The organism is Arthrobacter sp. 92 (assembly GCF_050260325.1).
Lineage (GTDB): Bacteria > Actinomycetota > Actinomycetes > Actinomycetales > Micrococcaceae > Arthrobacter.
The window spans coordinates 1,436,187-1,454,275 of the sequence record NZ_CP189863.1 but is presented as its reverse complement, the minus strand read 5'-3'; the positions used below and the strand labels follow the sequence as shown (position 1 = coordinate 1,454,275).

Below are 18,089 nucleotides of genomic sequence, written 5' to 3'. Positions count from 1 at the left end.
GGTGGTCCCGGGCCGGTTATCCCGTGCCCGCCGCCCCGTTTCCCCGGGTCACCGGCCGGCGATCACTGTCCTGCCGACCGCCGTCCCCTGCGGGGCCCGGACGCCGCGAAATGGTCCTCCTCCGCCGAGGGATCGGGAACGCTCCCACGGACGGCGGCATACCGTGCCCCGCTGTTTGCCGCAAATTCCGGCACACTGTGTTCGGCACGGCTGTTCTCCGCACCGCTGTTCTCACCGCTGTTCTCGGCACCGCCCACGCCGCGGCCGGCCACGCCGCGGCCGGCCGGGACCGCGTTGCCCGCCTGCTTGACGCCGGTCGCCTTGACCACCAGCACCGCAATCACCGTGGTGACCGGGATGGCCAGGACCAGCCCGATGGAACCAACCAGGGTCCTGATAACCTCCTCGGAGAGCTCCGCGCTGGTGAGTGCCTCGCCGAGCGGCCGGTTGTAGAGCATCACAATGATGAGGATGGGCAGGGCAGCACCCGCGTAGGCGAATGCGATGGTGTACACCGTGGACGCGATATGGTCCCGCCCGATCCTCATGGCGGACTGGAATAACTGGCGCGCGCTGGTTTCCGGCGCGAGCTCGTAGAGCTCCCACACGGCGGCGGACTGGGTGATGGTGACGTCGTTGAGCACGCCAAGCCCGGAAATGATGAGGCCGCACAGGATGATGCCGGAGATGGAAATGTGGTCAGACATATTGGTCAGGGTGGCAGCATCGTGGCTGCCGACCCCGGCAAGGTTGGCGGCGTCCGTGGCCCAGGCGGCCAGCAGCGCAGTGATGCCGAGCCCGAAGATGGTGCCGAGTAACGCCGTGGAGGTGCGGGCCGAGAAGCCGTGGGCGAAGTAGAGCACCCCGATCATGATCACCGTGGAACCGACGAGCGCCAGCAGGAGCGGAGGTTTGCCTTCCACGAGACCCGGCAGGATGAAGGCGGCCAGCACGGCGTAGGCCCCCACCAGCCCGATCAGAGCCCGCAGCCCGCGCCAGCGTGCCACGGCGATGACCACCACGGCATACAGGACCGCCAGGAGAATGATCGGCACCGTGCGGACAAAATCCACAAAGATATAGGCGGGCGATCCTTGGGCTGCCGAGGCGCCCGGTGCCTTGGAAAGGTTCAGGTAGCGGATGTTGTCCCCGGTCTTGACGCCGTGGGACTTTGCGATGTCCGGGTTGATGACCACCTTGACCGGGTTGCCGCCCTGGTCCGGCTCCGTGTACGCAAAGGTGCAGTCGCTGCCCTGCGGAGCGGCCTGCGCGGCTTGATCCTGCTGGGAACTCCCCTGGGCGCTGCCCGGGTTCCCCTGGGTGCAGGCTTCCACCACCACGCGCTGGATCTTGCCGGTATCGAAAGTTACCCCCGGCGCCGCCGTGTAGGGGTTGGCCAGGGTGAGTCCCTCCTTGCTCCCTGAGGGCCACATCATGACCATGGCGGCCAGCGTCAGAAGGGTCAGCGGCACCAGCACCGCGGCCAGGAGCCAATTTGCCCTCCGCCGTGCGGCCATCGCCTGCCGTGTCGGCTCCGAATCACCTGTATGACCGTGGGAGTGTCCGGCGCCCATCAGCAGTTAAACCTCATACGTTGAACTCTATGTCCGGCGCCCTAGGGTTTATAAATGTAGGACGAGGAGTCTGGAGGCCCGCGTGAGCAACAGCAGGAACCACGAACGGAAGCCGGCCGGCGCCGCATCCCAGGCGCGGACGGCCGGAGTGGGACACCAAGGAGTCGCGCACCAAGGCGTGACGCGCCGGCCGGCCTTGGCCATACGGGAGGCGTCCGGCACCACCCAGGGTGTGGCCCTTATCCTGCACGGCGGGCGGGCCAACAGCTACGAGGCCGTGGAGGCCCGCCATCTCAGTCCTGCCCGGATGATGCCGTTTGCCCGCGATCTGCACCGCGCGGCCGGCCAATACGGGCTCGCGGTGTGGTCGCTGCGAAACAGCGTGCGTGGCTGGAACGGCGAGGACATGTCCCCGCTGCAGGACGCACGATGGGCGCTGGCCAGGATCCACGAGGAACACCCCGGAGTTCCCGTTTTTCTCCTCGGCCACTCGATGGGCGGCCTTACGGCGGTCTGCGCGGCGGATGATCCCCTTGTGGAAGCGGTGGTGGCGCTCGCCCCCTGGCTCAGTGACGAAACGCCACCGGAACGGGTGGCCGGCTGCAAGGTCCTGATCGTTCATGGAACCACGGACCGTTGGACCAGCCCGGCGGCATCGCTGAAATTCGCGCGCCGGGCCGCCCCGGGCGCCGGGTCGCTTCAGTACGTTTCGCTACAGGGCGCCGGGCACTTTATGTTCCGTCGCGTGCGTCTCTGGCACGATTTGGCCACGGGCTTCTTGTTGAAGGCCTTTAGCGAAACCACCGGTGTTGAGCTCCCCGCAAGTGCGGGCCGCCTCGAATCATCCCTCCCGGCAACCTCCACCACCCTGCCGGTGGTGCTGTGAGCATGCCTTCCTTTCCGTGGCCGGAGTTCCTGGCGAGCCTGCCCTGGACGGCCCTGGCCGTGGCAGGTGTGCTGGCCGTGACGTTCGCTGTGGCACTGGCACAGCACCGGCATTCGGTCATGGACGTCGCGTGGGGCCCCGGTTTCGTGGCCGTCGCCGGGGTGTCCTGGTTGCTCTCGGCCGGAACGGGCGACGACGGCAGGCGCCTGCTGCTGCTGGTCCTCACCGCCGTGTGGGGGCTGCGGCTGGGCGCGCACATTGGCTGGCGAGCCCGGGACGGCCACGAGGATCCGCGCTACCAGGCCATGCTCAGCACGGCTCCCCGGTCCCGCAACGTCTTTGCCCTTCGCCGCGTCTACCTCCCCCAGGGAATCGTGATGCTCTTTGTCTCCCTGACCGTCCAGGTGGGAATGTTCGAAACCGGAGCCCTCGGCTGGCTGGCCCTGCTGGGAGCGGCACTGTGGGTGCTGGGCTTCCTGTTCGAGACGGTCGGTGACTGGCAGCTCGCCCGGTTCAAGAAGGACCCGGCCCGTCGGGGAACAGTCCTGAACACCGGACTCTGGCGCTATACCCGGCATCCGAACTACTTTGGCGACGCAGCCGTCTGGACCGGCCTGTTCCTGATCGCCGCGGACTCCTGGCCGGGAGTGCTGACCATCCTCTCCCCTGCCCTGATGGTGTGGGCCCTGGCCGGCAAGACCGGGAAACCGCTCACCGAACAAGCCATGTCCAACAGGCCTGGTTACCGCGAATACGTGGAATCGACCAGCGGTTTCATCCCCTGGGCGCCCAAACGCCGGTAGTCCCCGGAACGCAACCGAAGCAGAGGAGTCTCCGCGATGCCCTGGCGCCCCAAACCCAACGACCACTTCTACCGGATGATCGTCCGCACCGGACAGCTGTTGCGATGGGCCTTGGACATCCGGGTTCTGGTGACGGGCGCGGAGCACCTTCCCGCGCCGGACCCGCTCAACGGCGCATCCCGGCGCCCAGTTCCGGGCCACGGCGCGGTCATCGCCATCACCCACTTCGGCTACCTTGACTTCGCCTTTGCTGAACTGGTTCTGTGGGCACACGCCCGGGCCCAACCGCGCTTCCTCATCACCCAGGGCGCGGCCGACCACTGGTTCGCGGGGCCGGCCGTCAGCGCCGCGGGGCACGTCGTGGTGGGTTACGGGTCAGGCGCCGGCGCCTACGATGCCGCCGTCGGGAAACTGCGCGGAGGCGAGTACATCGCCATTCTTCCCGAGGCCGGCGTCAGCCGCAGCTTCACGGTCCGCGAATGCAAGACCGGTGCCGTACGGATGGCCGCGGAAGCCAGAGTGCCCGTTATTCCGGTCTCGGTATGGGGTTCCCACCGCCTCATGACCAGGCGCCACGGCTTCTCCATACGCCGGGCCTGGCGTGCCCCTGTCCGGATCCACGTGGGTGAACCCCTCCTGCCGGATTCCCTGCCGGAACCCGCACAGGACGCGCAGGCGGCCACGGAAAGGCTGCGCCGGGTGCTTCAGGCGGGGATCGACGCCGGCATCGCGGATTTTCCGCTGGCCCCGGCCCCCGGCGCGTGGTGGATGCCCGCGCATCTGGGCGGCGGAGCACCCACCGAGGAGGAACGCCGCAGGCTCGACGAGGCGGAAGGACCGCGGCGCGCGGGGGGCCGAAGCCGATAAACCCGCTTCGCTCCAGCGGTTTGACTATGCTCCTTGGGGTAAATCAACTCAATGGAGAGGGATCCTTCCTGTGGCAGACACAGTGCTGACAAAAAGCGGAACCGAAGAACGCGGTCTCGCACGCATCGCCCAAAGGCTCGCGGGCTGGACGGAGAAGTGGTTTCCGGACGCTTACATCTTCGCCCTGGCCGGCGTCGTCCTGATCTCCGTGGCCGCTCTGGCCATCGGGGCCTCGCCCCAGTCCATCGCGGACTCGTTCGGCAACGGCTTTTGGGACCTCACCGCCTTCACCCTCCAGATGGCCATGGTGGTGCTGACCGGTTATGTTGTGGCAACATCACCCCCTGTGGCACGACTGATCGCACGGCTCGCGATGGTACCGTCCACCGCACGTACCGCGGTCACCTTCGTTGCACTGCTGTCCATGTCGGTCTCCTTCCTCAACTGGGGCCTCAGCCTGATCTTCGGCGGCCTGCTGGCGCGGGCGATTGCGCGCCGGAAGGACCTGACAGTGGACTACCGGGCCCTGGGCGCGGCCGCCTTTATGGGCCTCGGCGCCATCTGGGCCCTGGGCCTGTCATCTTCGGCCGCGCAGCTGCAGGCCACAGCGGCGTCGCTGCCGCCGGCGCTCCTGAAGATCACCGGCATCCTGGATTTCGGAACCACGATCTTCACGTGGCAGTCACTGCTCACCTTGGCCATCCTGATTGCCCTGACCGCGGTGATTGCCCATTTCTCGGCCCCAAGCGGCGGCTCCATCCGCACCGCTGCGGACCTCGGCGTGGACCTCGACGATGCGCCAGGCGCCGCCGCTCCCCGTTCCCGTCCGGGCGAGTGGCTCGAATACAGCAGGATCCTGCCCATTCTGGCGGGCGTTCTTACCCTCGGATGGCTGGTCTCGCAGTTCCTCAGCAAACCCTTCCTGGCGGTGGTGAGCAGCCTGAACGGCTACTTGCTGGTGTTCCTGATCCTTGGACTCGTGCTGCACGGCACCCCCCGCAATTTCCTGCAGGCCGTAACGAAAGCCGTGCCCGCGACCGCCGGCATCCTCGTGCAGTTTCCCCTGTACGCGGCCATGGCAGCAATCCTGACCAAGGCCACCGGCAACGGAGGGATGTCCCTTTCCGGGCATCTGGCGGGATTCTTCGCAGACATCGGCGGCGGGGGAGGGTTCGCCGTCGTGATCGCCCTGTACACCGCCGTCCTGGGCCTTTTCGTCCCCTCCGGTGGGGGCAAGTGGCTGGTGGAGGCGCCCTACGTGATGCAGTCCGCCACGGATGTGCACATGAACCTGGGCTGGACGGTGCAGATCTACAACATCGCCGAGGCTCTGCCCAACCTCGTCAACCCTTTCTTTATGCTTCCGCTGCTCGCGGTGCTGAAACTGCGTGCGCGTGACCTTGTGGGCTTCACATTCCTGCAGTTTGTGTTCCATCTCCCCGTGGTGCTGCTGCTCGTATGGCTTCTGGGGATGACATTCGACTTCGTGCCTCCCGTCTTGCCGGCCGGCAAGTAGCAACAAACACCTGCAACAAGACAGAAGGACGGGTGCCTTCCTCAGCGGAAGCCACCCGTCCTTCTCTGTGCCTGGTGTGCCTGAGGCCCGCTACGCGGGGTCGGCCACCACGAGCGTCTCCGCGCCTTGGAGGTGCGCCTTACCGATCTCCAACAACGGCTCGACGACAGCGCGCACTGCGGTCATGGAGTCATCCAGCTCCAGCATGACCGGGTACTGGAACGCGATCAGCGCCAACAGGTCCCGCACGGCGGCCGCGGCGTCCTCCGGGGAGAGCTCCGGCTCGTGGCCGATGAAAACGTCGGAGGGTTGGGCCGGTTGGCCCTGGGCGGCCTGTCCGGGTGCGGGGCTGACCTGGGCATAGCTAATGGCAAACGCCTCGAGCCTGCCCTTCCTGCTCGCCGGCACGCCCTGGCCGAAAGCGCTCGCCTTTGGCGCGCGGAGCACGATAGCACCGTGCGCGCCCGTGAGATCGTCCAGGAAAAGGCGCTGAACGGTGGGGATGCCCAACTCCCCCGGGCTGTCCCAACCGTGCACCGACGTGTAATAGCGGCCCACAACGTCGCTGAGCTCCACCGAGCCGGTGGCGAGGTCCTCCACCTGCTCGGACGCGGCGGCCTCGGAGCCGTCGCCGAAGACCGGCAGCTTAAGCGGCGCCGGGTCCACCACCACCAGCCGTGAACGCTGGATGGGCATCAGTCCCGCCGCCTCGGCGAAGCCGGCGCCAGGGGTGCCCGGCTCAACCTTGCACCGGAGCCGGGACACGCCCGACGGCGAGGCCTTCGTTTCGTGGCGCAGCATGCTCAGCAGGGTGGAACCAATGCCTTGGCGGCGGTGGTCGCGTGCCACCTCGATATAAGCCCACAGCCGTTCCGGATGCAGCGAGGCCTCATGGACCACAGCAGCGGCCACCGGAATGCCGACCCCGTCCACAACGTCCTCGGCCACGATGCAGCGCCGCCACGGTGAGTTGCCTGACGGGGCAAGCGTGCCGCGGAACTGACCGGCCTGCACCGTTTCAGGGTCGCCCCAGATCTCCAGCAGGGCGAGGTCGTCGCCCTCGCGCCACTCCCGGTATTCGATGGCCATGCTCAGGCGCCGATCAGCCGCGCGGCCAGGTAGCCCTCCACCTTGTCCAGGGAGACGCGGTCCTGGCCCATGGTGTCGCGCTCGCGGATGGTGACGGCCTGGTCCTCGAGCGTTTCGAAGTCCACCGTGATGCAGAACGGCGTGCCGATCTCATCCTGGCGGCGGTAACGGCGGCCAATCGCGCCGGCGTCGTCGAAGTCGATGTTCCAGTTCTTGCGCAGCTGGGCGCCCAGGGCCTTGGCCATCGGCGACAGGTCCTCGTTGCGGCTCAGCGGCAGCACGGCGGCCTTGACCGGCGCCAGGCGCGGGTCCAGTTTCAGCACGGTGCGGATGTCCACCCCGCCCTTCGCGTTCGGGGCTTCGTCCTCGGTGTAAGCGTCCACCAGGAACGCCATAAAGGAGCGGGTCAGGCCTGCGGCGGGCTCGATCACGTATGGGGTGTAGCGCTCGTTGGTGGCCTGGTTGAAATAGCTCAGGTCGTGGCCCGACGCCTTGGAATGCGTGGTGAGGTCGAAGTCCGTTCGGTTGGCGATGCCTTCGAGCTCGCCCCATTCAGAGCCTTGGAAGCCGAAGCGGTACTCGATGTCGGTGGTGCCCTTGGAGTAGTGGCTCAGCTTTTCCAGGGGGTGCTCGAAGAAGCGCAGGTTTTCCGGCTTGATGCCCAGGCCGGTGTACCAGTCCATGCGTTCCTTCATCCAGTACTGGTGCCACTGCTCATCGGTGCCGGGCTCCACGAAGAATTCCATTTCCATCTGCTCGAATTCGCGGGTGCGGAAGATGAAGTTGCCCGGCGTGATTTCGTTGCGGAAGGACTTGCCGATCTGGCCGATGCCGAACGGCGGCTTCTTCCGCGAGGTGGTGAGCACGTTGTTGAAGTTCACAAAAATGCCCTGGGCCGTCTCGGGACGCAGGTAGTGCATGCCCTCCTCATTGGCCACCGGACCAAGGAAGGTCTTGAGGAGGCCGGAGAACTCCTGGGGTTCGGTCCATTGACCGCGGGTGCCACAGTTGGCGCAGGCAATGTCCTTCAGGCCGTTCTCGGCCGGTCGGCCCTTCTTTTCCTCGTACTCTTCTTCGAGGTGGTCGGCACGGTAACGCTTGTGGCAGGAGAGGCACTCCACCAGCGGGTCGGAGAAAACGTCCACGTGGCCGGACGCCTCCCAGACCTGGCGGGGCAGGATCACCGAGGAGTCCAGGCCCACGACGTCTTCGCGTCCGCGGACCACGGACTGCCACCACTGGCGCTTGATGTTTTCCTTCAGCTCCGCACCCAGGGGGCCGTAGTCCCACGCAGAACGGGAGCCACCATAGATTTCACCGGCCTGGAATACGAAGCCTCTCCGCTTGGAGAGTGAGATGACCTGGTCGAGAACGGATTTTGCTGCCATGGGGGAAACTCCAATTTCTACAGGGCCGCTGGGTGCGGTCCGCGGTTTCTGGCCCCTGGTCCCCGGCTGGTTGCCGGGCGGGGCGATGCGAAAAGGGGCGTGTAAAAGTAATGTGCAGGAGGCTGCGTGTCCAAGCCTACCGGCCCGGGCTCTCTCCAGGTGGCGCAGCCTTACTGGAGCCGCCCTGTGGCGTCCCGGCGGCGGCTGGAAGCTGGCCGGCTCCGGGTGTGGGTGTGGCGCCCCGTTTCACCGGGCGCTCCCGCCTGAACGCGCCACGGGGCCACGGGAGGGTGGCAAGGATGATGGCTCCAAGAGTGACCACGGTTCCGAGCACCGTTGCCAGTGCCACCACCGTTCCCGGCGTCGGAAAGAACACATCCAGGCCAAGCGAGCCGAGCAACTGTCCCGCGATCATCCCCAGTCCCGTGACCAGCACGCCCAGGCTCCGGACCAGGAGCGCACCCAGCCCGATGAAAGCGCATCCCATGGGGCCGCCCAGGTAGTACCACCACTCCCCCGGCAGCGCGTTACCGGCTCCGGCCACGGCCACTTTGATCAGCCAGGCCGCCCACAGCACGGTGGCGCCGGCGATGAAATTCACCAAGGTGGCCGCAATGGGCGTTCCATAGTGCATCGTGGCCGTTCCGTTCATGGCCTGCTGGAAGCTCATCAGGAAACCGGCGGCAACGGGAAGCAGCACCGGCAGCAGCAGTTGCGCCGGATCCGCGCTGGCGGCTCCCGGGCCACCGCCGAACCGGGGAGACACCGCCCACGCGACGGCTGCAATGGTCAGGACAGTGCCCAGGACCCGGATTCCGGTAACGGACTTCCGGCCCGCCGGTCCGATGCCCATCCGGTCCACCAGGAGTCCGCTAAGGGTCTGGCCTGTCACTGTTGCGACCGTGAACAGGGCCACGCCCAGCAGCCCAACCGTGAAGGACTGGGCGAAGACGAAGAAGGCGCCAATGGCGCCGGCCATCACATAGACGGGCGGGAACCGGCGCTCCCGGAGGGCGGGCACGATCTGCGCCAGTCCGGCGCGGCCCCTGGGCAGCGCCAGGGAAACCGCAATCATCAGGAGCAGGCCGGTGGTGAAGCTCACCACCGCCGCGGCGATGCCGTCGTTGAGGCGGACGCCCAGGGCGCCGTTGATCCGGCCTTGGACGGGTATGGCAAGTCCGGCGGCGACGGCCAGCGGCAGGCCAACGAGGATCGGGAGGCGGGGTGCATGGGTCACTGGATTCACCTTACGTCAGGCATCATTGCTTATATGAGCAACCCCGAAATCGAAGAGATCCCCATCCGCGACGACATGATCCGGCTCGGCCAGCTCCTGAAGCTCGCCAATCTCGTGGAAGACGGGGTCGAGGCCGCTGAGCTGATCAAGAACGGCCTGGTCAAGGTCAACGGGGAAATCGACGACCGGCGCGGCCGGCAGCTCCACGGCGGCGACACCGTCACCGTGAACGGACGGACAGTGCGGGTTTCCACTCCGGCCGGGGCCTGAGGCACTTCGCTGGCCGGGCTTACTTGTTGAGCACCTCGTGGGTGAGGAACTCAGAGACATGGCCAATTTCCTGCTGGTTGATGCTGTGCCACATTCCCGTGTAGAGCACTTTGGTGAGTTTGACGTGCTTGCGGACCCAGCCCATCGTGTAGTCGATCTTGTCGGGGGTGATCACCGGGTCCTGCTGGTCCCGGCCCCAGAACAGCGGCACGGTTCCGGTCAGTTCATCGTCGCGGAAGCTGGGATCGTCACCGGCGTCGATCACAAATCCTGAGAGCCCGACGACGGCGGCGAAGTCGGCGGGACGCTGCCTCAGCACTGTGGTGGCCATGGCCATGCCCATGGAGAAGCCGAGCAACGTGACGGACGGGTGGTTGTCCTTAACTCCGTCGAGCCAGGCCAGGACATAGCGGGCGGCGTCTTTGACAGCCTCCACTGAGTAATCGGGAGAGTCCACCAGCGGGAACCACGTGAAGCCTGGCCCCATGGCGATGGGAGCCCGGACCGCCGCAACCGCGAATTTCCCGGGGAGCATGTCCGCCAGGCTCAGCAGGTCCTGCTCGTTGGCGCCGTAGCCGTGCAGCATGACCAGAAGCGGCTTGCCGGCCCTGGCTTCCTCGGACAGGGACCACTGGACAACGGGGGCAGCAAAGGCATCAGCATGAGTCATGGGTCCATTCTTACAGTTACCCGTCGGTAACAACCTACGGTGGCGTAGCTTTGCGTCGGGAGTGCAGGATAAGAAGGTGACTGAACCAGGAACCGAATCAGAGCCCCGGGATGCCGTGCAAAGCCACCCCTGGGGACGGTATGTGGCCATGGGCGATTCCTTCACAGAGGGGATCGGCGACCCCGAACCCGCAAGTCCGGGCGGCCACCGGGGCTGGGCGGACCGAGTGGCCGAGGAACTGAGCCGCGGGCATGCCGACTTCGCCTACGCCAACCTGGCTGTGCGCGGGAGGCTCCTGCAGCAGATCGTCGACCAGCAGCTTGCTCCCTGCCTCGCCCTGAAGCCGGACCTGGTCACGCTCTCGGCCGGCGGCAACGACCTCATCCGGCCAGGCGGCGATCCGGACGCGCTGGCGGAGAAGCTGGATTCGGTGGTCCACATCCTCACCATGGGCGGGGCCACGGTGGTTTTGTTCAACGGCCCCGATACCGGGTCCTCGGTGCTAAGCCGCATCCGCAGCAAGATCGCCATCTACAACGAGAACCTGCGGACTGTGGCCACCCGCCACGATGCCATCATTGCCGACATGTGGTCGCTGCGCCAGCTAAGTGACCCGCAGATGTGGGACCAGGACCGGTTGCATTTCTCCCCTCTGGGGCATCACACCATCGCGGCCATGGTCTTGGATTCCCTCAACGTCCATCACACGCTCGAGCCGTTGTCGCCCAAACCGATGCCGCAGCGAAGCTGGCGGCAGGCGCGTTCGGGCGACCTGGTGTGGGCACGGGAATACTTTGTGCCGTGGGTGGTCCGCCGGCTGCGCCACCAGTCCTCCGGGGACGGCATCACGGCAAAGCGGCCCACTCCCGGTCCCGTCTTCGGGCCGGGAATGCCGCTGGGCTCGGGCGAAGGTCCGCGTGCTTCGGAGGAGCCCGGCCGGGTCTAGGCGTGCGGACCAGGCGCGCCCGTTTCGCCATGGGCGCACCGGCAACGCCCCGGGGTTAAGCTGCCCGGGGGTTAAGCTGAAGGGACACTTCTGAGAGGCCCGTTACTGTGAGCAGCATGTTCTTCTGGATCATCATTTTGTCGTTCGTGATTCCCGTCGGGATGAGGATGTACAAGCGGTCCGTCCGGGGCCGTAACCGGGACCAGGGCTTCAGCGGACCGTATCCGGGCCAGTTCCCGCAACAGGGCCACGGCCGTCCCGGCGACCAGCCCCGGGACGGTTACACGCAGCAGGACTACTTCGGCGGCTTCGGGCAGATCAACGACCGGCAGCAGCCGACGCCGCCGGGCCCGTTTCCCGTGCCGGGCCAGCAGGCGTACGGTCAGCAGGGTCCCGGGTACGGAACCCCCGGCTATCAGGGTCCCGTCCCGTTCGAGGACAGTCCCGGCTACCCTGCCAACCAGTACCCCGGCAACAGCCCGGCCCAAGAGCGGCAGCAGCCTGCCGCCCCCGCCACTCCCCCTCCGCCGTCGGCTCCGCAGGGTTACCGGGCCCGGAAACTCGCCGAACTGGATCAGCAATACAGCAACGGCGAAATCGCCATGGAGGACTACATGGCCCGGCGCGACGAGATTATGAGGGGCTAGACCGTCCTCAGCGTCCCACCGGGTCCCGCGTCCGCACCCGGACAATCTGCCCGGCTCAGTCCACCTGCGGGAATCCGAGGTCGATGACAGACGTCGACGGATCCGGCCACCGCGTGGTGACCACCTTGCCGCGCGTGTAGAACCTGATGCTCTCGGGGCCGTACATGTGGGTGTCGCCGAAGAGTGAGTTCTTCCAGCCGCCGAAGGAAAAGGTTCCCACCGGCACCGGGATCGGAACGTTGACGCCCACCATGCCGGCCTCGACGTCAAACTCGAACTGCCGCGCCGCTCCGCCGTCGCGCGTGAAGATCGCCACTCCGTTGCCAAACTCATTCTCGTTGACCAGCGTCACGGCCTCGTTGTAGGTGTCCACGCGCACCACGGACAGCACGGGACCGAAGATCTCGTCGTCGTAGACCTTCATTCCCGGCTTGACGTTATCCACCAGGCTGACGCCCAGGAAGAAGCCGTCCGAGTCGAACGCCTGGGAACGTCCGTCCACGACGACGGTGGCACCTTCGGCTTCTGCCCCCGCTACGTAGGATGCCACCTTGTCCCGGTGTTCCGCTGTGATCAGCGGCCCCATCTGGGAGGCCGGATCCGTCCCCGGGCCGATTTTCAGCTCAGCCATGCGGGTGGAGATCGCCTTGACGAGGTCATCGGCGATATTTCCCACGGCCACCAGGACGCTGACGGCCATACAGCGTTCGCCCGCGGAGCCGTAGGCTGCTGAGACTGCGGCGTCGGCGGCCATGTTCAGGTCCGCATCGGGCAGGACCACCATGTGGTTCTTGGCGCCGCCCAGTGCCTGGACGCGCTTCCCGTGGTCGGCGGCGCGCTTGTAGATGGACTGCGCTATGGGGGTGGATCCCACGAAGCTGATTGCCTTGACGTCGGGGTGTTCCAGGAGGACGTCCACAGCCTCCTTGTCCCCGTGCACCACGTTGAGGACGCCGGGCGGCAGACCCGCCTCGGCAAAGACTTCGGCAATGAAGAGGGCCGAGGACGGGTCCTTCTCACTCGGCTTCAACAAAACGGTGTTGCCGCAGGCCAGGGCGCTCCCGATCATCCAGAGCGGCACCATGGCGGGGAAATTGAACGGGGTAATGCAGGCAACCACGCCTACCGGCTGGCGCACCGAGTGGACGTCCACGCCGCTGGAAACCTGCTCCGAGCGTTCGCCCTTGAGCATGTGGGAGAGTCCGGTGGCGAACTCGATGTTCTCAAGGCCACGGGAGATCTCCCCCTCCGCGTCGGAAAGCACCTTGCCGTGCTCGCTCGTGAGGATCGCGGCCAGCTCGGATTTGCGCTGCGTCAGCAGTTCGCGGACGCGGAAGAAGATGGTGGTTCGTTTGGCCAGGCTGGTGGCGCGCCAGCCTGGCAGTGCGGCCCGGGCCGCCGCGATGGCTTCCTCCACGCGGGCTGCGGAGGCGAGGGCAACTTCCTTCTCCTGGACGCCGGTCGCGGGGTTGAAGACGGGGCCAAAGCGGTCGGCGTCGCCAACCCTGCCGCCGTTGATGAAATGCGGGATTCGTTCCATGGGAAAGTCTCTTTCAGGGAGTTCGGTTCAGGGATTGGGGGATCAGGGAGGTGAATGCCGCGGCTAGCCGGCGGACTCCAGTGAACCGTCCACCAGCTTGATGATCATGGAGCAGTCCTTCCCCGACTGGCCTGAGTCGATGAGCCGCTGGAAAAGCTGCTGGACGTGCTGGCCGATTTCCAGCGGGATTCCGGTGTCGCGGGCCGCGCTGATGGCGAGGCCGATATCCTTGTTGGCCAGCTCGGTGGTGAAGGTGGGCGCGAAGTCGTTGTTCGACGCGGCCGTGGGGACCACTCCGGCCACCGGGTACCAGGTGCGCAGCGCCCAGCTGTCGCCGGAGGAGACGGAGGCAATATCCCAGAAGACCTGCTTGTCCAGGCCAAGGCGGTCCGCCAGGACTGCGCCCTCGGCCGTCGCGGCCAGGTTGATGAACAGCATGAGGTTGTTGCAGATTTTCGCGGCCTGGCCGGTGGTGGCGCCGCCGGTCGGGATGATGTTCGCAGCCATCGGCTTGATGTATTCCGTGGCCTCCGCCACGGCGCCCGCTTCGCCGCCGATCATGAATGTCAGGGTCCCGGCCTTGGCTCCGCTCATTCCCCCGGACACCGGGGCGTCCACAAAGCGGAAGCCGGCGGCGCTGGCGGCGTCGTGCAGTGCCTGTGCCGACGCGATGTCGATGGTGGAGGAGTCCACCAGGAGCGTGCGGGTATCGGCGTTCGCCAGGACCCCGCCGTCGCCGAGGTAGACGGCGCGGGCGTGTTCACCTTTGGGCAGCATGGTGAAGACCACGTCCGCTCCGTGCACCGCCTCGGCAATGCTTCCGACGGGCTTGACTCCGCCGGCTTCGGCGGCCGCCACGGCCTCCGGGTTCAGATCGAACCCGCGCACCTCATGCCCGGCTTTCGCCAGGTTCGCTGACATGGAGCCGCCCATGTTTCCCAGACCAATCCAACCGACTACCGCCATGGCGTAAGCTCCTTTGCTTTGTCTAAACGCTTGTGTTGTCTAACGGTTTGTGTGCCGAACCGTGACGAGCGCCCCGCTCTGCGGCCACCCGTCCAAACGCATGTTCCCTGTCCACCATCACACCCTGTTAGAGTGCAATCAAGGGGAAAAACTACAGACGGCGTGTGCATGGATGCACACGAGTCGAAAAGCGCAGGCCACTGACGACCTGCAGAGTGGAAAGGCCCGCACCGTGGATTCGAAACGGCTTCCCAGCCCGGATGACCTGCTGATCCTGCTGACCGTTGCCCGGCTGGGCCGATTCAACGCGGTGGCCGAGACCCTGGGCACTACGCACACCACCATCTCGCGCCGGATCCTGGCGCTGGACCAGCAGCTGGGCGGCCGAACCTTGGAGCGCGCACCCCATGGCTGGGAACTGACCGAACTGGGCGCCCAGGCTGTGACCGCCGCCGAGGCCATCGAGGCAACGCTCGGAGCGCTCTCGGGAGCCATCCGCACGGACGATGATTCCCTCTCCGGGCTGGTCCGGATCAGCACGGCCGATGGATTCGGTGCCTTGTTCGTCACACCCGCGCTGGTGCGGCTTCAGCAGGAAAATCCGCGGCTGAACGTGGAGATGCTCAGCGCCACCCGTAAGGTCAGCCAGAACCGCTCCGGGGTGGACCTCGAAGTTGTGGTGGGGCGGCTGGAGGTCACCAACGCCCAGCCCATCTTCCTCACCAACTACTTTCTGCGCCTCTATGCGGGCAGGCACTACGTGGCGGACCGGGGCGTGCCGGCCACTCTTGGCGATGTCAGTGAACATGGCTTCGTTTCCTACGTGGAGTCGGCCCTGCAGGTGACGGAGCTCGGGCACCGGTCCTCACAGTTGCCGGCCCCGAAAACCAGCTTTCAGGCCACGAGCATCTTTGCCCAGGTGGAGGCCGTGCGCCGAGGCGCCGGCATTGGCCTGCTGCCCAACTTCATGGTGGCCGGCGACCCGGATTTTGTCCCCGTGCTGCCGGAGGTCTTCCAGCGCCAGCTCCCCATCTGGGCTGTGGCGCGCCCCGAGTCGCTGCGCTCGGCGCCGGTCCGCGCCGTGATCGAGGCGATCACGGCCGAAGTGGGCAGCCGGAACGCGGTCCTGGCGGCGTGAGGGCTATGCCCGGAACAGCCGGCGCACCACGTGGCCGGCCGCCAGGGCGTCGAGGCCCTCATTGATCTCGGCCAGCGGCCGGGTGTCCGTATGGAGCAGTTCCACCGGCAGCCGGCCCTCCCGCCACCAGCCGAGATACAGCGGCAGGTCCCGTTCGGGTACGGCATCCCCCATATAGGACCCCAGAAGGCGTTTCCCAGCCCCGGCGAACTGCAGTGCCGGCACGGTGAGTTCTGCCGAGGGATTGGGCAGCCCCACGGACACGACGGCGCCCCCGCGCGTCAGGAAATCCAGGCAGGAGGCTATCACGCCGGCCGATCCCACGGCTTCCACGGCGATGTCCACGCCATCACCGGTGAGGTCCGCGATGAGACGGGGGGCGTCGTCGGGCGTTCCCACGGCTGTTGCACCGCAGTCCCGCGCCAGCTGGTGCTTGGCTTCGTTGGGATCGACGGCGATCACCGCAGCGGCGCCGCCGATTGCGGCCGCCATCACGGCGGACAGGCCCACTGCCCCCAGCCCAAAGACCGCCACGGACTGGCCCGGTGTCAGCGCCGCCGTGTTGAGCACGGTGCCCATTCCGGTCAGCACGGCGCAACCGAACATCGCCGCCGTGGTGTCCGGGACGTCGTCGTCAATCACCACCGCCGACTCCCTGGCCACCACCGCGTAGTCCGCGAAGGCCGATACACCGAGGTGGTGGTTGATCCGCTCACCCGTCCTGCTCCTCAGCAGGGCTTCGCCGTGCAGGAGGTCCCCGGTGCCGTTGACCTCCGCCGCCCGGTGGCACAGCGCGGGGCGGCCCGCCCGGCAAGCCCGGCATTTCCCGCAACTCGGCACGAAGACCAGTACCACATGGTCCCCCACCGAGACGTCCATGACGCCCGGGCCCACGGCAGCCACGCGGCCCACGGCTTCGTGCCCCAGGGCCATGGGCAGCGGGCGTACGCGGGAGCCGTCCACCACCGACAGATCCGAGTGGCACAAGCTGGAGTAGGTGATCTCCACGCCCAGCTCGCCCGCCCGGGGTTTGGGCCGGTCCAGCTCTTCAATGACCAACGGACGGGCCGTCGTGTAGCTGGTTCCGGCCGGAACCGGGGCGTAGAGGACGGCTGCGCGCATCATGACGGCTACTTTCGGGCCGCGGCCAGCAGGTCCGCCGTTCCCTGGGCATCGGCGGCGTCCACATCGTGCAGTGAGATGCCGCGCGTTTCCTTAAGGAAGAACACGGCCACGGCGGTGATGGCGCAGGCGATGAGCAGGTAGATGGCCACCGGGACGGAGGACTTGTACTGGCTCAGCAGGGCGACGGCGATGATCGGCGCCAGCGAACCGGCCACGATGGAGGTCACCTGGTAGCCCAGGGATACACCGGAATAACGCATCCGGGTGGGGAACATCTCCGCCATGATGGCCGGCTGCCCGGCGTACATCAGGGCATGGAACAGCAGGCCGATGATGACCGAGGCCAGGATGATGAGGTCGTTTCCGGTGTCCATCATGGGGAAGGCGAAGAAGCCCCACGTTGCACCGAGCAGGGCCCCAGCCATGTAGACCGGCCTGCGGCCGAAGTGGTCCGAAAGCCTGCCGACAACGGGCACCACGGAGAAGTGGATCAGGTGAGCGACCAGCAGCAGGAGCAGGATCCGTGTGGTGTCCGCGTGGACCACGGTCTTCAGGTAGGTGATGGAGAAGGTGACCACAAGATAGTAGAGGACGTTTTCCGCGAACCGCAGGCCCATGGCGGTGAAGACGCCGCGGGGGTAACGGCGGAAGACCTCGGCCACGCCGTAGCCTTTCTTTTCCAGCGTCACTTCCTTCTGTGCCTCGAGGAAGATGGGGGCGTCACTGACCTTGGTGCGGATGTAGTAGCCAACGACGACGATCACGGCTGACAGCCAGAAGGCGACGCGCCAGCCCCAGCCGAGGAAATCAGCCGAGGACAACATGGAGGACAGCGCAAAGAGCACGCCGGTGGCGAAGAGGTTGCCCAGCGGAACGGCGGACTGGGGCCAGCTGGCCCAGAAACCACGGGACTTGCTGGGGCTGTGCTCGGCAACGAGGAGGACGGCGCCTCCCCACTCGCCGCCGACGGCAAAGCCCTGGGCAAAGCGCAGGAAGACCAACAGGGCCGGGGCCCAGTAGCCAATCTCCTTGAAGCCCGGCAGGCAGCCCATCAGGAAGGTGGATACGCCCACCAGGATGATGCTCAGCTGCAGGAGCTTCTTGCGGCCGAACTTGTCGCCGAAGTGGCCGAACACGATGCCGCCGATCGGGCGGGCGACGAAGCCGACGGCGTAGGTAAGGAAGGCGGCGAGGATGCCGTCCAGCTCCGTGTTGGAGTTGGGGAAGAACATCTTGCCGAAAACAAGGGTGGCGGCGGAGGCGTAGAGGAAGAATTCGTACCATTCCACCACCGTGCCGGCCATGGAGGCCGCCACCACCTTTTTGAGCCCGGAGGCCCTGACATCGGTTTCCTCGACACGCCCCGCGGAGGGGTTTTGCGTAGCCATGATGTGAACTCCTTCGGCGTCTCCATCGACACCCTGTGG

General features: G+C 66.6%; 17 protein-coding genes. 8 read left to right on the top strand and 9 right to left on the bottom strand.

The genetic code is table 11. From position 1 onward, the window contains the following. Window positions 1–62: 62 nt before the first annotated feature. Window positions 63–1,517, bottom strand: coding sequence for a YibE/F family protein (locus ACP4XC_RS06605; RefSeq protein ID WP_427174067.1), 1,455 nt, complete (start codon window positions 1,515–1,517; stop codon window positions 63–65). Window positions 1,518–1,722: 205 nt separating this feature from the next. Here ACP4XC_RS06605 and ACP4XC_RS06600 point away from each other — a divergent pair, with 205 nt between their 5' ends. The 4 genes from ACP4XC_RS06600 (at window position 1,723) to ACP4XC_RS06585 (ending at window position 5,646) form a co-directional block, all read left to right on the top strand. Further along, a complete protein-coding gene (locus ACP4XC_RS06600) occupies window positions 1,723–2,460 on the top strand; it encodes an alpha/beta hydrolase (protein WP_427175040.1) in 738 nt (245 codons plus the stop codon). Window positions 2,461–2,462: 2 nt separating this feature from the next. Then, a complete protein-coding gene (locus tag ACP4XC_RS06595) occupies window positions 2,463–3,263 on the top strand; it encodes a DUF1295 domain-containing protein (RefSeq protein ID WP_427174066.1) in 801 nt (266 codons plus the stop codon). A gap of 36 nt (window positions 3,264–3,299) precedes the next feature. Then, on the top strand, window positions 3,300–4,130 hold the full coding sequence (locus tag ACP4XC_RS06590; RefSeq protein WP_427174064.1) for a lysophospholipid acyltransferase family protein: 831 nt from the start codon (window positions 3,300–3,302) through the stop codon (window positions 4,128–4,130). A 70-nt stretch (window positions 4,131–4,200) separates the two neighbouring features. Further along, entirely contained in the window at window positions 4,201–5,646 is a 1,446-nt protein-coding gene (locus ACP4XC_RS06585; RefSeq protein WP_427174063.1) for a short-chain fatty acid transporter, read from the top strand. Between the two features lie 90 nt (window positions 5,647–5,736). On the opposite strand, the gene ACP4XC_RS06580 is transcribed toward ACP4XC_RS06585, so the two are convergent. From ACP4XC_RS06580 to ACP4XC_RS06570, 3 genes are all read right to left on the bottom strand, one after another. After that, window positions 5,737–6,735, bottom strand: a complete 999-nt coding sequence (locus tag ACP4XC_RS06580; protein ID WP_427174061.1) for a GNAT family N-acetyltransferase — start codon at window positions 6,733–6,735, stop codon at window positions 5,737–5,739. A 2-nt stretch (window positions 6,736–6,737) separates the two neighbouring features. Then, window positions 6,738–8,123, bottom strand: coding sequence for a glycine--tRNA ligase (locus ACP4XC_RS06575; RefSeq protein WP_427174059.1), 1,386 nt, complete (start codon window positions 8,121–8,123; stop codon window positions 6,738–6,740). 136 nt (window positions 8,124–8,259) lie between these two features. Further along, window positions 8,260–9,360 carry a DMT family transporter gene (locus tag ACP4XC_RS06570; protein WP_427174058.1) on the bottom strand — a complete coding sequence of 367 codons (1,101 nt, stop codon included), beginning with the start codon at window positions 9,358–9,360 and terminating at the stop codon, window positions 8,260–8,262. Between the two features lie 33 nt (window positions 9,361–9,393). Between ACP4XC_RS06570 and ACP4XC_RS06565 the strand changes: the two genes are divergently transcribed. Beyond that, window positions 9,394–9,630 (top strand): RNA-binding S4 domain-containing protein, encoded by a 237-nt coding sequence (locus ACP4XC_RS06565; protein WP_427174057.1) that lies wholly within the window; start codon window positions 9,394–9,396, stop codon window positions 9,628–9,630. A gap of 19 nt (window positions 9,631–9,649) precedes the next feature. Here the strand turns inward: ACP4XC_RS06565 and ACP4XC_RS06560 are convergent, their stop codons facing one another. After that, on the bottom strand, window positions 9,650–10,300 hold the full coding sequence (locus tag ACP4XC_RS06560) for an alpha/beta hydrolase (RefSeq protein WP_427174055.1): 651 nt from the start codon (window positions 10,298–10,300) through the stop codon (window positions 9,650–9,652). A gap of 148 nt (window positions 10,301–10,448) precedes the next feature. Here ACP4XC_RS06560 and ACP4XC_RS06555 point away from each other — a divergent pair, with 148 nt between their 5' ends. Further along, complete coding sequence (locus tag ACP4XC_RS06555; protein ID WP_427175039.1) at window positions 10,449–11,246, top strand: SGNH/GDSL hydrolase family protein; 798 nt, start codon at window positions 10,449–10,451, stop codon at window positions 11,244–11,246. 116 nt (window positions 11,247–11,362) lie between these two features. After that, window positions 11,363–11,893, top strand: a complete 531-nt coding sequence (locus tag ACP4XC_RS06550) for a hypothetical protein (RefSeq protein WP_427175038.1) — start codon at window positions 11,363–11,365, stop codon at window positions 11,891–11,893. Between the two features lie 55 nt (window positions 11,894–11,948). On the opposite strand, the gene ACP4XC_RS06545 is transcribed toward ACP4XC_RS06550, so the two are convergent. Further along, the gene (locus ACP4XC_RS06545) at window positions 11,949–13,433 is read right to left on the bottom strand and encodes a CoA-acylating methylmalonate-semialdehyde dehydrogenase (RefSeq protein WP_427174054.1); all 1,485 of its coding nucleotides are present in this window, start codon (window positions 13,431–13,433) and stop codon (window positions 11,949–11,951) included. Window positions 13,434–13,496: 63 nt separating this feature from the next. After that, window positions 13,497–14,399 (bottom strand): 3-hydroxyisobutyrate dehydrogenase, encoded by a 903-nt coding sequence (gene mmsB, locus ACP4XC_RS06540; protein WP_427174053.1) that lies wholly within the window; start codon window positions 14,397–14,399, stop codon window positions 13,497–13,499. Between the two features lie 232 nt (window positions 14,400–14,631). On the opposite strand from mmsB, the gene ACP4XC_RS06535 reads away from it, so the two are divergent. Next, window positions 14,632–15,537 carry a LysR family transcriptional regulator gene (locus ACP4XC_RS06535; protein WP_427174052.1) on the top strand — a complete coding sequence of 302 codons (906 nt, stop codon included), beginning with the start codon at window positions 14,632–14,634 and terminating at the stop codon, window positions 15,535–15,537. 3 nt (window positions 15,538–15,540) lie between these two features. Here the strand turns inward: ACP4XC_RS06535 and ACP4XC_RS06530 are convergent, their stop codons facing one another. Both ACP4XC_RS06530 and ACP4XC_RS06525 read right to left on the bottom strand, forming a co-directional pair. After that, entirely contained in the window at window positions 15,541–16,659 is a 1,119-nt protein-coding gene (locus ACP4XC_RS06530) for a zinc-binding dehydrogenase (protein WP_427175037.1), read from the bottom strand. Window positions 16,660–16,667: 8 nt separating this feature from the next. Further along, window positions 16,668–18,050, bottom strand: coding sequence for an MFS transporter (locus ACP4XC_RS06525; protein ID WP_427174051.1), 1,383 nt, complete (start codon window positions 18,048–18,050; stop codon window positions 16,668–16,670). Window positions 18,051–18,089 lie beyond the last annotated feature (39 nt).